Annotated in this window: 10 protein-coding genes and 1 pseudogene; 3 read left to right on the top strand and 8 right to left on the bottom strand. The window is 72.6% G+C overall.

The genetic code is table 11. The features are described from left to right. Nucleotides 1-41 precede the first annotated feature (41 nt). The gene (locus ACZ7GZ_RS23960; protein WP_471027234.1) at nucleotides 42-650 is read left to right on the top strand and encodes a TetR/AcrR family transcriptional regulator; all 609 of its coding nucleotides are present in this window, start codon (nucleotides 42-44) and stop codon (nucleotides 648-650) included. On the opposite strand, the gene ACZ7GZ_RS23955 is transcribed toward ACZ7GZ_RS23960, so the two are convergent. After that, nucleotides 651-884 carry a hypothetical protein gene (locus tag ACZ7GZ_RS23955; protein WP_471027232.1) on the bottom strand — a complete coding sequence of 78 codons (234 nt, stop codon included), beginning with the start codon at nucleotides 882-884 and terminating at the stop codon, nucleotides 651-653. Nucleotides 885-1,127: 243 nt separating this feature from the next. Between ACZ7GZ_RS23955 and ACZ7GZ_RS23950 the strand changes: the two genes are divergently transcribed. Further along, complete coding sequence (locus tag ACZ7GZ_RS23950; RefSeq protein WP_471027231.1) at nucleotides 1,128-2,639, top strand: MFS transporter; 1,512 nt, start codon at nucleotides 1,128-1,130, stop codon at nucleotides 2,637-2,639. Nucleotides 2,640-2,669: 30 nt separating this feature from the next. Here ACZ7GZ_RS23950 and ACZ7GZ_RS23945 read toward each other — a convergent pair whose 3' ends face one another. The 4 genes and pseudogenes from ACZ7GZ_RS23945 to ACZ7GZ_RS23930 all read right to left on the bottom strand — a co-directional run bounded on the left by ACZ7GZ_RS23945 (nucleotide 2,670) and on the right by ACZ7GZ_RS23930 (nucleotide 10,528). Then, on the bottom strand, nucleotides 2,670-6,830 hold the full coding sequence (locus tag ACZ7GZ_RS23945; protein ID WP_471027229.1) for a molybdopterin-dependent oxidoreductase: 4,161 nt from the start codon (nucleotides 6,828-6,830) through the stop codon (nucleotides 2,670-2,672). Between the two features lie 329 nt (nucleotides 6,831-7,159). Continuing rightward, entirely contained in the window at nucleotides 7,160-8,008 is an 849-nt protein-coding gene (locus tag ACZ7GZ_RS23940; RefSeq protein WP_471027348.1) for an isocitrate lyase/PEP mutase family protein, read from the bottom strand. Nucleotides 8,009-8,557: 549 nt separating this feature from the next. Continuing rightward, nucleotides 8,558-9,421, bottom strand: a pseudogene (locus tag ACZ7GZ_RS23935) (bifunctional transcriptional activator/DNA repair enzyme AdaA); the annotation flags it as partial. A 471-nt stretch (nucleotides 9,422-9,892) separates the two neighbouring features. After that, nucleotides 9,893-10,528: a DUF1345 domain-containing protein gene (locus ACZ7GZ_RS23930; RefSeq protein WP_471027227.1), complete on the bottom strand. Its 636-nt coding sequence runs from the start codon at nucleotides 10,526-10,528 to the stop codon at nucleotides 9,893-9,895. A gap of 32 nt (nucleotides 10,529-10,560) precedes the next feature. On the opposite strand from ACZ7GZ_RS23930, the gene ACZ7GZ_RS23925 reads away from it, so the two are divergent. Continuing rightward, a complete protein-coding gene (locus tag ACZ7GZ_RS23925) occupies nucleotides 10,561-11,355 on the top strand; it encodes a PIG-L deacetylase family protein (protein ID WP_471027226.1) in 795 nt (264 codons plus the stop codon). 18 nt (nucleotides 11,356-11,373) lie between these two features. Here ACZ7GZ_RS23925 and argS read toward each other — a convergent pair whose 3' ends face one another. The 3 genes from argS to ACZ7GZ_RS23910 form a co-directional block, all read right to left on the bottom strand. Beyond that, the gene (gene argS / locus ACZ7GZ_RS23920; protein ID WP_471027224.1) at nucleotides 11,374-13,035 is read right to left on the bottom strand and encodes an arginine--tRNA ligase; all 1,662 of its coding nucleotides are present in this window, start codon (nucleotides 13,033-13,035) and stop codon (nucleotides 11,374-11,376) included. Between the two features lie 111 nt (nucleotides 13,036-13,146). Next, nucleotides 13,147-14,310: a DSD1 family PLP-dependent enzyme gene (locus ACZ7GZ_RS23915; protein ID WP_471027222.1), complete on the bottom strand. Its 1,164-nt coding sequence runs from the start codon at nucleotides 14,308-14,310 to the stop codon at nucleotides 13,147-13,149. A gap of 68 nt (nucleotides 14,311-14,378) precedes the next feature. Next, on the bottom strand, nucleotides 14,379-15,035 hold the full coding sequence (locus ACZ7GZ_RS23910) for a helix-turn-helix transcriptional regulator (RefSeq protein ID WP_471027220.1): 657 nt from the start codon (nucleotides 15,033-15,035) through the stop codon (nucleotides 14,379-14,381). Between the last annotated feature and the right edge of the window lie 91 nt (nucleotides 15,036-15,126).

The raw sequence follows: 15,126 nt of genomic DNA, 5'->3' as shown, positions 1-15,126 counted from the left end.
ACGACACGGACCACGGGTCCGGATCGCAAGGGAGGAACCACGTGGCCGAGCGCAGCCCCCGCAAGGACGCGATGCGCAACCGGGCGGCCGTCTTCGCGGCGGCCGACGCGCTCTTCGCTCAGTGCGAGAGCCCCGACAGCGTCACCATGGCCGACATCGCCGCTGCGGCCGGCGTCGGCAAGGCCACCCTCTTCCGCGCGTTCGGTGATCGCACCAGCCTGATCCGCGCGCTGTACGAGGCGCGCCTCGAACCGATCAGGAACGCCGTCGAAGACGGCCCGCCCCCGCTGGGGCCCGCCGCCCCGCCGCTGGAGCGGGTACCGGCCCTGCTCGACGCCGTCCTGTGCTTCAAGCTCGACAACCGCCACCTTGCGCTGGCCCTGGAGCGGACCGGCAGCGACAGCCCTTACCGCACGGAACACTACGAGCGGTGGCACACCCTGCTGCGCACCTTGCTGGACCGGATTGCGGGTCTGCCCGACAGCGACTTCACCGCCCACGCCCTGCTCGCCGCCACCCGGGCCGACCTCGTCGAACACCTGGCCGGCGAGGAGGGTCTGCCCCGCGCGGAGATGCGCGGACGGCTGGCGGGGTTCACCGCACGGCTCCTCGGCACCGGTGTGCTGCCGGGACCGGCCGCCGAGGACTGATCAGAACCTGGGGCCGGGGAACCGCACCCGGACGAGTTGCACGGCGACGACGCCCACGACGGCGGCGGCCGTGGCGGGGAACGGACAGGAAGAGGAAGCCGAGCATCCCGCCGCGACCAGGAAGGGGATGCGCCAGCCGCGGTGCAGCGTCTGGTCCTCACCGCGGAAGCTGCTGAGGATGTCGCTGCGGCGCAGCTTCGGGTGGCGTCGCTTCCCGATCGCGCGGAACAGCACCCGGAGGCGCCGTACCGCAGCGGGTCCACCGACTCGTCCCGGTCGGTCGCCGCCATGACCGAATGTCCTTTCGCCGGTCGTGTCACCCACGTCTGCACAGTTCTCGTGCGCTCAAGACGTCCGGTCGCCGTCCGGGAGGTGTGCTCACGCCGTGGCGCGGGAACTTGGTTCGCCCGGGCGCGGTCCTGGTGAGCCGGGTGCGGTCCCGGCGCCTCGAGTACCGGCCCGGTGAGAGGAGCCCAGGTGACAGCGTCAGCCGCAGACGGCCGGAACACGGGCGCCCGGGAGGACGGGTACGAACCGGATCCGCAGCGGTGGCGGGCCCTGTGGGTCACCCTGGTGGCCGGCTTCATGAGCCTGCTGGACGTGACGATCGTGGCGGTCGCCCTGCCCACCGTCCAACGGGACCTGCACGCCTCCCCCGCCCAGGTCCAGTGGGTGGTCTCCGGATACGCCCTCAGTTTCGCCCTGGCCCTCGTCACCGCCGGCCGGCTCGGCGACGCCCTGGACCGGCGCCGTATCTTCCTGCTGGCCCTCAGCGGCTTCGTGGTCTTCAGCGCGGCGTGCGGAGCGGCCCCCGACATCACCCTGCTGGTGGTGGCCCGCCTCGCCCAGGGCCTGGCGGCCGGGTTCATGGCGCCCCAGAACTCCGCGCTGATCCAGCAGATGTTCCGCGGCGCGGAACGCGGCCGTGCCTTCGGATTCTTCGGCACCACGGTGGGCATCTCGTCCGCCGTCGGCCCTCTCACCGGCGGCGCCGTCCTCGCCCTCGCCTCCGGCGACCAGGGCTGGCGGTGGATCTTCTACGTCAACGTCCCCATCGGCATCCTCGCCGTGCTGCTCGGCCGACGGCTGCTGCCCCGCACCCGGCGGTCCGGGCGGGGCCACGTGGACCTGCCCGGCGTGCTGCTCCTCGGACTCGGCGTGCTCGCGCTGATGTACCCGCTGGTCCAGGCGGACTCCGGCGGCATCGGCAGCCTCTGGTGGCTGTTCCCCGTCGGCGGCGCGGTCCTCGCCGTCTTCACCTGGTGGCAGCGCCGGCTCGTCGGCCACGGAATCCAGCCGCTGCTCGACCCGCGGCTGTTCAGCACCGTGCGTGGCTACGCCGTCGGCGCCGGCGTCGGCACGCTGTACTTCGTCGGCTTCAGCGGCATCTGGCTGGTCTTCGCCCTCTTCTACCAGCACGGCCTGGGATTCTCCCCGCTCCGCTCCGGCCTCGCCGTGACCCCCTTCGCCCTGGGCTCGGCGGGCGCGTCCGTGGTCGCCGGCCGGCTGGTGGACCGGTTCGGCCGCCTGCTCACCGTGTGCGGTCTCGCGGGTGTGATCGCAGGACTGGGCGCGACCGCGCTGTTGCTCCGCTTCGCGCCCCTCGGCGTCGCTCCCTGGGCCGCCGCCCCCGTCCTGTTCCTCGGTGGCGTCGGGGGCGGCTTCGTGGTCTCCCCCAACATCACCATGACGCTGCGGGACGTACCGGTGCGCATGGCGGGCGCGGCGGGCGGTGCCCTGCAGACCGGGCAGCGGCTCGGCGCCGCGGTGGGGACCGCCGCTCTGCCCGGCCTCTTCTATCTGGTGCTCGGCACAGGCGACGACTACCGCGGTGCCCTCGTCACCGCGCTGGGCGCCGCCCTCGTCGGCATGGCGGCGTCGCTGGGACTGGCGGCGTTCGACTGGCAGCACGACCGGCGGATCCGCCCGCCGCACCGGAAGTGCCCCGACGACGTCGCCAACGACCCGGTGCACGCCCGGCAGACCTGACCCCACGCCACGAGGGCACCGGTGCGACGGTCAGTACACGTCCCGCACATAGCGCTTGTCGGCGGCGAGTTGCTTGACGTACGTCGCCGCCTCCCTCTCGTCCAGGCCTCCGTGGATCACCGCGATGTCCCGCAGGGCCCGGTCGACGTCCTTGGCCATGCGGGAGGCGTCGCCGCAGACGTAGAAGTGGGCGCCGTCCTGGAGCCAGGACCACAGCAGGGGGCCGTGTTCGCGCATCCGGTCCTGGACGTAGACCTTGGCGCGCTGGTCGCGGGAGAAGGCGGTGTCCAGGCGGGTGAGCGTGCCCTCGGCCAGGAACCCGGCCAGCTCCTCCTCGTAGTAGAAGTCCGTCGCGCGGTGCTGTTCCCCGAAGAACAGCCAGTTCGGGGCGCGGTGGCCGCGGGCCCGGCGTTCCTCGAGGAAGCCGATGAAGGGCGCGATGCCCGTGCCGGGGCCCACCATCACGGCCGGTGCGGCCGGGTCGGCGGGCGGGCGGAAGTGCGGGGCCCGCTGGACGCGGACCGGCACCGGCGTGCCCGGCTCCGCGTCGGCGAGAAAAGGGGAGCACACGCCCTGGCGGGGGCGGCCGGCCAGGTTCTCGTAGCGGATGACGGAGACGGTCAGCGACACCAGGTGGGGGTCCGTCAGCGGGCTGGAGGATATGGAGTACAGGCGGGGTTGCAGGCGGCCCAGCACGTCGGCCCACTCCTGCGCCCCGGCCCGGATGCCGAACTCGGCGACCACGTCGACGGCCTGGCGTCCCCAGGACCACTGCGCCAACTCCCCCTTGTTGTCCGGCCGTAGCAGCTTGCGCAGCTCGCGCGGGTCGCGGGCGCGCTCGGCAACGAAGCGCAGCAGGCCGGGAGTGATGCGGGTGATGTCCAGACGGCGCAGCAGGGCCTCGGCGAACGGCACGTCTCCCCCGTTCTTGACCTGTACGGTCGCGTCGGCGTCCAGGCCGGTGACGGCCAGCCACTCCGTGACGAGCTCCGGCCGGTTGACCGGGTGCACCGCCAGGGCGTCCCCGGCCTCGTAGGCCAACGGCGTGTCGCTGTCGCGGGTGTCGAAGGTGAAGCGCCGGACCTCCTTGCCCGCGCCGGGCATGCTGAGCAGGCGGTTGCCGGTGAGGTGGGCGGTGACGGGGGCGGGACGGTGCGGCCGGGGAGGCGCAGGGGCGGAAGACAGCGGGGCAGGGGGAACGGCAGGGGTTGGCTGCCCGCCCGTCTGCAATGCGGTGAGCACCTGGTCCAGCCAGGCCCCGGCGGCGGTCTCGTAGTCCGGTTCGCAGTCGGTGCGCGGTGCCAGCCGCACCGCGTCCAGTTCCTCCATACGCCGGTCCAGGCGCCGGCCGTGGCCGCAGAAGTCGTCGTAGGAGGAGTCACCGAAGGCCAGGACGGCGTACCGCCTGCCCTTCAGGCGGGGGGCCTCGGGCGCGGCGAGGGCGTCCCAGAATCCGGCGCCGTTGTCCGGTGCGTCGCCGTCGCCGAAGGTGCTCGTGATCAGCAGCAGGTCGGCGTCGGACGGCAGGGCGGCGGGGTCCGTCTCCGCCATGGGGAGGAGGGCGGCGGGATGACCGTCCGCCGTGAGGCGCTCCGCCGCCGTGGTCGCGAAGTCCTCCGCGTTCCCGGTCTGTGACGCCCAGAGGATCACGACCTGGCGGCGTACGGCGTCCGGGGAGGGAGCGGAGGTTGGTGGGGAGCCGTCAGGGCTGTACGCCGTGGGACGGGTCGCCTCGGTCCTGGAGTACATCCCGGCCAGTACGCCGTTCACCCACAGGGCGTGCTCCGGGCTGAACGGGGCGTCCGGCGGCAGTACCGGTACGCCCGGGAAGCCGGAGGGGATGCCGGCGAGGAAGCCGGTCAGATAGCGGCGTTCGTGTTCGGCCAGGACCGGGGGCGGTGCGGGCTCCAGCCCGAACGGGCCGGAAGCGGACGGGGCGGGAAGGGCGGCGGGGGGCGGTGCCGTGGCCTCTACGGCCGCCGGGATCGTGGCCGCCGTGCCCGCCGGGACAGGAGCCCGCACCGTCACCGGGGCGGCCACCTTGGCCAGCGACACCGCGCACACCTTGAACTCGGGCTGGAACGACAGCGGGTCGACGGCGTCGCTGGTCACCGCGTTGACGCTCAGATACTCACCGAACAGGTCGTTCCAGTGGAACGGCGCGAAACAGCAGCCCGGCCGCACCCGGTCCGTGACGACCGCCGGCAGCACGGCCCGTCCGCGCCGCGAGGCGACCTCCACCGAGTCCCCCTCGACGAGGCCGAGTTCGGCCGCGTCCTGCGGGTGCACCTCGACGAAGGGGCCGGGGTTCAGCTTGTTGAGCTTGGCCACCTTGGCCGTCTTGGTCAGGGTGTGCCACTGGTGCTGGAGGCGGCCGGTGTTGAGGACGTACGGGTAGTCGTCGTCGGGCATCTCCGCCGGCGGGATGTGCGGACGGGCATAGAAGACGGCACGTCCGCTTGCCGTCGGGAAGGCCGGCGAGCCGTCCTCGCCGAGGTACCGGACGGGGTTGCGGTCGGGGCCGTCGGCGGTCGGGGCCGGCCACTGCACGGGCGTCCGCCGCAGCCGCTCGTAGCTCACACCGCGCAGGTCCCAGCCGGTCGCCGGGTTCCAGGCGCGCCTGATCTCCTCGAAGACCTCCTCGGCGCTGTCGTACGCGAAGCCCTTCTCGTAGCCCATCCGACGGGCCACGGCGGCGATGATCCGCCAGTCCGCCGTCGCCTCGCCGGGCGGATCGGCGGCCGGCCGGGCCAGGGTGAGGTTGCGCTCGCTGTTGGTCAGGACACCCTCGGTCTCGGTCCACAGGGCCCCCGGCAGGACGACATCGGCGTACGCGTTGGTCTCCGTCTCCGTGAACACGTCCTGGGTGACGACGAACTCGGCTGCCTCCAGGCCCTCGATGACGGTCTTGCGGTTCGCGACGGAGGCGACCGGGTTGGTGCAGATGATCCAGCACGCCTTGATGTCCCCGTCGGCCATCTTCCGGAACATCTCGACCGTTCCCCTGCCGACGCCGTCGGCGCGCAGGGTGCCCGGCTCCAGCTCCCACAGCTCCTCGACGAAGGCCCGGTCGGCGTCGACCAGGACCGAGCGCTGTCCGGGCAGCCCCGGCCCCATGTAGCCCATCTCCCGGCCGCCCATGGCGTTGGGCTGCCCGGTCAGCGAGAAGGGTCCGCTGCCGGGGCGGCACAGCGCGCCGGTGGCCAGGTGCAGGTTGACCAGGGCGTTGGTGTTCCAGGTGCCGTGCGTGGACTGGTTGAGGCCCATCGTCCAGCAGCTCGTCCACTCCCCCGCCTCGCCGATCAGCCGGGCCGCCTCGCGGAGGTCGTCCTCCGGGACGCCGGTGATCTCGGCGACGGCGGCGGGCGGGTAGTCGGCGAGGAACGCGGGCATCGCCTCCCAGCCCTCGGTGTGGGCGGCGATGAAGCCGGCGTCGGTGTGGCCGTTCTCGTGCAGCAGGTGCAGCAGCCCGTTCAGCAGGGCGAGGTCCGTGCCGGGCCTGAGCTGAAGGAACAGGTCGGCCTTGGCGGCGGTGGCGGTACGGCGCGGGTCCACGACGATCAGCTTGGCGCCTGCGCTTTTCACCCGGTCCATCATCCGCAGGAAGAGGATGGGATGGCAGTCGGCCATGTTCGAGCCGATGACGAAGAAGAGGTCGGCCTTGTCGAAGTCCTGGTACGAGCCGGGCGGCCCGTCCGCACCCAGCGACAGCTTGTATCCGGTGCCCGCGCTCGCCATGCACAGCCGGGAGTTCGACTCGATCTGGTTGGTGCGCACGAAGCCCTTGGCCAGCTTGTTCGCCAGGTACTGCGCCTCCAGGCTCATCTGTCCGGAGACATAGAACGCGACCGCGTCCGGGCCGTGCTCGTCGACGATCGCGCGCAGGCGGCGGGCGGTCTCGGCGACGGCGTCCGCCACGGGCGCCGGCTGCGGTTCCTCGCCCCGGTCCGGCCGGACGAGGGCGGTGGTCAGCCGGCCCGGGGCCGCGAGCATGTCCGCGGTGGTCGCGCCCTTGGTGCACAGCCGGCCGAAGTTCGCCGGGTGCTCCTTGTCCCCGGACGCCTTCAGGACCGTACGCCGCCCGTCCGGTCCCGTGCCGACGTCGAGGACCAGCCCGCAGCCCACCCCGCAGTAGGAGCAGACCGTCCGCACCTTCGTCGTGCCCTCGCTCCGCGAGCCCGGCGCGGCCACGGGCGCCTCCCCTCTGCTGTGCTCGACCTGGTCTCACCTTCCGTGACCGTACGAACCGCTCATTACGTGGGTGTCTCCACCCCCGATCATCAGGGGTTACGCGCACCGCACAGGGTCTGGGAGGCGGGTGTGAGCAGGGGCTGGCTCCGCTCCGCGGAAAGGAGACAGCCCCGGTCGGCAAGGGCGCCGTCCGGGGCCGGACTCCCACGTGCGGCTGTCGGAAGGGCGGGGATCAGTGGCGACACGCGCGTGCGGCGGTCCTGGCAGAGGTCGGCCTTGGTGTGCTTGCCGGCACCGGTGTGCAGTCGGCCGGTGCCCAGCCGCCCAGGTTATGTCCGTTGCGTCGTGACGGCGTCGTTGACGGTGCCGAAGTCGGCCGCACCCCGCAGCGCGTCGTAGGTGCCCGCGTCCAGCAGTTCGGCGGCCGCGCGCTGGACGGTCCCGTACGCGGTCTGGGCGAGCGCGGTGCCCACGCTGACACGGCGGACGCCGACCGCCTCGAACGCCGCCACCGGCGGTGCGCCCGGACCCGCCATCACGTTGACCGGCAGGGGGCTGCGGCGGACCAGTCCGGCCACCGTGTCCAGGTCGACGAGGCCGGGGACGAACAGGCTGTCGGCGCCCGCGTCGGCATAGGCCTTCGCCCGGGTCAGCACATGCTCCACGCGCTCCTCCGCGGCGCCGATGCCGAAGAGGAACACATCCGTGCGCGCGTTGATCCACAGACCGGGCAAGCTCGCTTCCTCGGCGGCGGAGCGGGCCGCGCGCAGGCGTACGGCTTGATCGGACACGGCGTACAGCGGCCCGCCCGGCGCCTGCGAGTCCTCGAGGTTGACACCGACCGCACCGGCCGCGATCACCGCGCGGACGGTCGCCGCGACATCGTCGGCGCCGGGTCCGTAACCGCCCTCGATGTCGGCGCTCACCGGCACGTCGACCGAGTCGGCGATCCGCCGTACGGCCGCGGCCATCTCCTGCCGGGTCAGGCCGTGGCCGTCGGGCCGGCCGGCCGACCAGGCGACACCCCCGCTGGTCGTGGCGATGGCCCGGGCACCCGCCTGTGCGATGAGCGCCGCGCTCGCGGCGTCCCACGCGTTGGGCAGCACCAGTGCGCGCCCGTCGGAGGCCCGGTGCAGCGCGCGCAGGGCGTCGGCCAGTTCTCGCTGGGCAGTCTGCATGATCGATCCCTTCGGTACTGACGGCTGTTGAGTCGGTTCGGTCAGGCGTTCGCCGTGGGGAGTTCCGCCACGGCGAGGTGGGTCGCGGCGAAGGCGCGCCAGGGGCGCCATGCGGCGGCTGCCCCGGCGTCCGCCTCGCCCGGCGTCCGCGCGACGGTGCGGCCGACGGCCGGGAAGGCGTCGTCGTAGCCCAGTCGCAGCGCGATCCGGTGTGCGGTGTCGTCGGTGACGCCGGGGGACGGTCCCCACGGCACGCACGAAGTCCGCCAGGCAGGAGCCCCCGTCGAACAGCGTGTCGTCCTGTGCGGCGGCGCGGGCCAGGGCGCCGAGTGTGTCCGCCGTGTCCCGCGGCAGTCCGGCGCCCTTCAGGTCGGTCGAGGCCACCGTCCGGGCGGACGGGAAGAGGTGCGTCAGGCCGTGGCCGAGCCCGGGAACCGGCTGTCCGGCGGCCCTCACCAGGGCCGCCAGCTGCTCGCGCGCCCGCGGCCGTGCGGCGTACTGACCGAGCACGGCGTCCACGGCGATCTCGAAAGCTCCCCAGGCGCCGGGCACCCGCAGCCCCCGTCGGGCCGCGATCAGCGGGCCGATCAGTGGATCTGCGGCCAGGGCGGACTCCGCCGGGGCGATGTCCGCGTCCACGCCGAAGATCCGGCCGACGCGCTCGACGACATGGATCAGCCCTTCCCAGAACGGCAGGTGAGCCCGCAGCAGCAGATGGTCCTCGCCGCCCGCGCGCACCTCCAGCAGCCCGGCCTCGCCGTCCAGGCTGATCGTGCGCCGGTACACGCCCTCCCGCACCGACTCCACGCCCGGCACGGCCCGCTCGGCCAGGAACGCCAGCAGTGCCGGCCAGTGCAGGGGCGGAGCGAACGGCAACCGCATCACCAGCCCGCCGTCCGCCACCAGCCGGTCCGCCCGCCGGCGCCGGCTGCGCAGTTCCAGCGGCGAGGCCCGGAACACGGACCGCATGTCCCGGTTGAACTGCCGTACGCTGCCGAAGCCGGACGCGAACGCCACATCGGCCACCGGCAGCTCCGTGTCGTCCAGCAGGCGGCGCGCGAAGTGCGCGCGGCGCGAGCGGGCGAGCTGGTCCGGGGTCACCCCGAGGTGTTGGGTGAACAGCCGCCGCAGATGCCGGGGCGACACGGCGAGCCGGGCACCGAGCGCGGCCTCGGTCCCCGTGTCCAGCGCTCCCCCGATGATCAACTGCACGGCCCTGCACAGCAGTTCGGGAACGTCCGCGGCGATCGGCCCGGCCACCCGGTAGGGCCGGCACCGCAGACACGCCCGGAAGCCGTTCGCCTCGGCCGCCGCCGGGTGCTCGAACGTGCGCACGTTCTCCGCCAGCGGGTTCGACCCGCAGCCCGGCCGGCAGTAGATGCCGGTGGTGACCACGGCCGAGTAAGTCGTCATGTCCCCTTTCTAGGCGATCAGCCGGTCCCGGCGCTGGCCAGATTCGGACATGACCGTGACCGTCAGGTGAGCCGGCCGGTGGCCTCCCACCCGTGGCACACAAGGAGGCGGCCGGGTCGTGCGGTCGGTGTTTGGGTAACTGGGCGGTACCCGAGGAGGGTGCAGTCCGGCCTGCAGGCGGTCCTGCCGGATACATGGCTTGGTCTCGGGACAGACACACTGGTCACTGCTGTGCCATCCACCATGCACACATCGGCCGGCGGGATCGGGTTCGCTCCGGACGGAGAGGTGAGCGTCGGGCCGCAGTGGCCGCAGTGGCCGCAGACCGTGAGGTCGCACGAGGAGATCGCGCCGTCTCATGGCCGCCTCCCAGGCGGAAATCGACTCCGGCGCCCGCTGAGTCAGGCTGTGTCCCGGGGCCGGCGGCAGGTGCTCGGCCGCCGGGCGCCGGCTGCAACGCCCTTGGGCCGGTCAGCCGGTGACCATGCTCGCGACCAGGTTGAGGGTGGTGGCCAGGATGCCGGTGCCGAACACGTAGGACAGCAGTGTGTGCCGTAGCACGATGGCGCGGATCACCGGGCTGCCGACGGCGGTGTCGGAGACCTGGTAGGCCATGCCGAGGTTGTAGCTGAAGTAGAGGAAGTCCCGGTAGGCGGGCGGCTGGTCGTTGTTGAAGTCGATCCCGCCGGCGGACGCGTCGTAGTAGAGGCGGGCGTAGCGGGTGGCGTACATCAGATGCAGTGCCGCCCATGCCAGGAACACACCGGCGAGCGCGGTCGGGGCAGCGGCATGACCGGACCCGGACCCGTTCAGGAGGAGCAGCAGCACGATCCCGACCAGTCCGCCCAGCGAGGTGGCCACCACCACCAGCTCCTCCACGACGGGCCGCAGGTCCTCACGCCGGGCGTTGCGGTGGGTCGCGGCGGCGTCCATCGGCCAGAGCACCAGCCAGCCCGTCACGACGAAGACGGCTTCCGTCGCCGCGATGCCGGCGAGGATCCCCAGCGGGGGGCGCGTCGCCACGCCGACGGCCGCACCGACCGCCGCACCGAGGACCACCGCGCCGGCCAGCCTGGGAACCGCGGACAGCGGCAGCCACTTGCTCATGCAGCACAAGATAACGGCGTCAGAATGGGTTCATGACCACCCTCTTGGCTTTTCACGCCCACCCCGACGACGAGGTGCTCCTGACGGGCGGTACGCTCGCGCGGGCCGCGGCCGAGGGACATCGCGTGGTGGTCGTGGTCGCCACGGACGGCCTCATGGACGCCGCGCCGGACGGCGAAGCGCCACGTCTGACCGAACTCCGCGCCAGCGCCGCCGTGTTGGGCGTGCAGCGCGTGGTGCATCTGGGGTACGCGAACAGCGGCCACGGTCCGATCCTCTATCCCGATCCGCCGGACCGGCCGCGCTTCGTGCGGGCGGACACGCAGGAGGCGGCCGAACGGCTGGCCGCCATCCTCCGCGAGGAAGGCGTGGGTCTGCTCCTCAGCTATGACGCACGCGGCGGATACGGCCACCGCGACCACGTCAAGGTGCACGAGGTCGGCCAACGCGCCGCCGAGCTGGCCGGGGTGCCCCGTGTGCTGGAGGCGACCATGCCGCGCGACGGGGTCGCGCGCCTGGTGAAGCTGGTGCGTGCGCTGAGGATCCCTCTGCGGTTCGGCCCGGACGCGGTGCGCACCTGCTACACCCCGCGCGCGGCCATCACCCACACCGTCGATGTCCGACGCTTCGCCGCCCGGAAGCGGGCCGCTCTGGCCGCCCATCGTTCGCAGGTCTCGGGCACGGGTCGGCTCGCTGCTGTGATGAGGGTGCTGGTGCGTCTGCCGGTGCCCGTCTTCGGATGGCTGCTCGGCAGGGAATGGTTCGTCGAGGCCCGCGCGGCGACTGGGGACGATGCCGTCGCGGGCCTCTTCCGGCCCACCTCGTAGCGTCGGCTCCGGGCGCGGCTACATCCGTTCCGGTGCCGAGACGCCGAGCAGCCGCAGCCCGTTGCGCAGCACCAGCCTGCTCGCGTCCGTCAGCCACAGCCGGGCCCGTGTCCGGTCGTCCGGGGCCTCGCCGGCCCGTGGCAGGACCCGGCAGGCGTCGTAGAAGCGGTGGTACGTGCCGGCCAGCGCCTCCAGGTAGTACGCCACCCGGTGTGGCTCGCGCAGGGTGGCCGCGGTGGCCACGACCTGCGGGAACTCCGCCAGCGTGCCCAGCAGGTCGACTTCCCGCCCATGGCTGAGCTGGGCGGGGTCGAAGTCCTCCGGGGTGCCCCTGGTGAGGCCGGCTTCCTTCGCCTTGCGCAGGACGGAGCACAGCCGGGTGTGCGCGTACTGGACGTAATAGACCGGGTTGTCGTTCGACTTCCGGGTGAGCAGGTCGATGTCGAGGTCGATCATCGTGTCCACGCTGGCCCGCGCCAGTGCGTACCGGGCGGCGTCGACGCCGACCGCCTCGGTCAGGTCGTCCAGGGTGAGGACCGTACCCGCCCGTTTGCTCATCCGGACCGGTGTGCCGTCCCTGACCAGGTTGACCAGCTGGCCGATCAGGATCTCCAGGTGCCGGTCGGGATCGTCGCCGAAACAGGCCGCCATGGCCCGCATCCGGCCCACGTAGCCGGCGTGGTCGGCGCCGAGCATGATGACCACCCGTTCGAAGCCCCGGGACCGCTTGTTCAGGTAGTACGCGCAGTCCGCGGTGAAGTAGGTCCAGGATCCGTCGGTCTTGACCAGGACCCGGTCCTTGTCGTCGCCGAAGTCCGTGGTGCGCAGCCAGACCGCGCCCTCGTCCTCGAAGACGTGGCCGCCGTCGCGCAGTCGGCTGACGGCGGCGTCCAAGTCCCCCTGGTCGTGCAGGACCTTCTCGTTGAAGTAGGTGTCGAAGTGGGTTCCGAAGGCGTCGAGCGATGTCTTGATCTCGTCGAACATCAGCTCCGTACCCACCGTCCGGAACACGGCGAAGGACTCCGTCTCGGGCAGGTCCAGGGCGTCGGGCCGCCGGCGCAGCACGGCGGCCGCGATCTCCTCGATGTACGCGCCGCTGTAGCCGTCCTCGGGCACCGGCGAGCCGTGCGCCGCGGCGAGCAGTGAGCGGACGAAGCGGTCGATCTGCACTCCGGCGTCGTTGAAGTAGTACTCCCGGGACACGTCCGCGCCCGCGGCCTCGAGCAGCCGGGCGAGGACGTCGCCCACGACCGCCCAGCGGGCTCCGCCGATGTGTACCGGCCCGGTGGGATTCGCGGAGACGAACTCCAGGTTGAGCCGCAGGCCGCCCAGCCGGTCGGTGCGGCCGTAGGCGTCGCCGGCCAGGACGATGTCCCGGGCCAGGGCGCCGATCGCCGCGCTTTCCAGCGTGATGTTCAGAAAGCCGGGGCCGGCGACCTCGGCCTTCGCGACTCCCGCGGCCGCGCTCACCAGCGGCGCCAGTACCTCCGCGACGGCGCGGGCGGGCAGGCCCGCCGACTGCGCGAGGTGCAGGGCGACGTTGGTCGAGTAGTCGCCGTGGCCGCGGTGACGGGGGCGCTCCACGCGGATCTCCTCGGGCACCTGCGCCGAGATGCGTCCGGACTGGATGGCCGTGTGGATGCCGTCGGAGACGACGGTTGCGAGATCTGCTGGAGTCACGACGCCGACGCTAGCGCAGGCGGTGCTGCCCATGACACCGGTTTTCGGGGGCGCGACGGTGTCGCACCACTCACCGGTGTCACCGTCGCGACGGCGGTGCGCAGCCGGTGCTCACCAGCCGCTGACACGTTCCCAGACCTGCTCGATCGCCGGTGCCGGGCCGGCGCGGCGGGTGCCGTCGACGACGTGGTAGCCGCGGTGCTGGGCCGCGGTGGCGCAGGCGTGGTTGGGCAGGATGCGCAGGCGGGTGCCCACCGGCAGGTGGGGCAGGTCGGCGCCGTCGCGGGCCGTGAGGGTGCCGTGCTCCTGGCTCGCGGCCGTCATGACCAGGCCCGGGATGAGGTGGCCGGCGAGGTCGGCGACCAGGCCGTAGCCCTGGTCCTGTGCCTGCGCGGCGGTGCCGCGGTCGCGCGACATGGCCATCCAGCCGCCGTCGGTCATGATCCATCCGTACTCGGGGCGGTGACCGATGACGGTCACGACCACCGACAGGGCGATGTCCTCGACCCGGCAGACCCCCAGCCCGGCCATGACCAGGTCGAAGAAGACGTAGTTGCCCGCGCGCAGTTCGGTGACGCCGGTGAGGTCCTCGGCGGCGTGGGCGGTGGGCGTGGAGCCCACGCTGACGGTGTGCACGGGCAGGCCGGCCGCGCGCAGCCGCTCCGCGGCGGAGACGGCGGTGTCGCGTTCGTTCTTCGCCGCCAGGCGCTGTTCCTCGGCGGTGTGGGCGAAGTAGGACTCGCCCGCGTGGGTCAGGACGCCGTCCAGACAGCCCGCGTCGTGCAGGACGCGGCCGATCTCGGGGAGGGCGGGATCCTCGGGCCTCAGTCCGCCTCGGTGGCCGTCGCAGTCGATCTCGATCTGGGCGGGCAGCGGGATGCCCGCCCGGCGGGAGGCTTCGGCGACGAACGCCGCCTGCTCGGCGCTGTCCAGGAGGATGCGCAGGGTGACGCCTCGGCGCAACAGGGCGACGACGCGCGGGAGTTTGCGGGGATCGATGCCGACGGCATAGGTGATGTCGGTGTAGCCGCCGTCGGCGAACGCCTCGGCCTCCGCCAGCGTGGAGACCGTCACCGGGCAGGGCGTGCCGGAGTGCAGGAGGGCGGCGACGCCGAGACTCTTGGCCGTCTTCACGTGCGGCCGCAGGGTGACCCCGAGCCGGTCGGCCCGGTCCTTGAGGCGTGCGATGTTGCGCCGCACGGTGTGGATGTCGACGACGGCGAACGGGGTGTCCGGGTCGGCCAGGGTCACTGGGGTGTGCACAGCAGTGTTCACGGTGGGATCCCGCTTCTTCAGGGTCGGACGGGTCGCGCCGCACGCTCGGTGGTCATGAAGTGCCGCCGTTACTTGGCGTAGTTGTAGACAGTGGCCCGGGACACGCCCAGCAGGTCCGCGATGGTCTGGGCGGCATCGCGGGAGTCGAAGTAGCCGTCACGCTGCAACTGCCGTACGAGTTCCTTCTTGTCCTCGCGGCTCAGCGACCTGGGGGTCGCGGCGCGCTCCGCGGCGCGGGCCTCCACCGCCTGGCGCAGTTCGCGCGCGGTGCGGTCCCGGAGGGTCTCCAGCGGCTGCTCGCGGTGTTCGGTCTCCGTGGCCACCAGGTTGGACAACGCGAGGGTCACCGGGGACAGCACGGACACGTCCAGGTTCAGGCAGAGGGCCGCGATGTACTGCCCCGCGGCGTTCTTGATGCCGATGGACGTGCTCTTGGCCGGGCGGCCGTCGGGGAACTGGTTGGGGTAGTTCTGGATGACGCTGGGGTAGCCGGGGTCCTCGATACGGGCCAGCCCCAGCTCCGTGGCGGAGTCTCCGACCCGGCGGCCGGAGAGGTTGTTCTCGATCGCCCGGATCGCATGCCGCGGGTCCCGCAGGTCGTGCAGGACGACTTCGCACAGCCCCGGGAACATGCGGCCCAGCGCTACGGCGATCTTCTCGGCCTCGCGGATCAGATGCTCGTCGGCGTCGGCGGAGGCTGCCGCACCGGGTACCACCTCGTCCACGGGAAGCCCTCCACCAAGATCTTAGACCGATTGTCCATCTCTGGATGAGCAGTCTAGACAAGACCCCGGGTTTGTCCAGCCGCCGGGGCGA

This window comes from Streptomyces sp. NPDC037288 (assembly GCF_055603265.1).
Note: the sequence above shows the minus strand (reverse complement) of the source record. Positions and strands in the feature narration are given on the sequence as shown.

Coding starts and splice junctions, on each gene's coding strand:
- ACZ7GZ_RS23940 (WP_471027348.1), bottom strand. CDS start 8,008: ATGCAGACTGCCCAGCGAGAACTGGCCGACGCCCTGCGCGCGCTGCAC.
- ACZ7GZ_RS23930 (WP_471027227.1), bottom strand. CDS start 10,528: ATGAGCAAGTGGCTGCCGCTGTCCGCGGTTCCCAGGCTGGCCGGCGCG.
- ACZ7GZ_RS23925 (WP_471027226.1), top strand. CDS start 10,561: ATGACCACCCTCTTGGCTTTTCACGCCCACCCCGACGACGAGGTGCTC.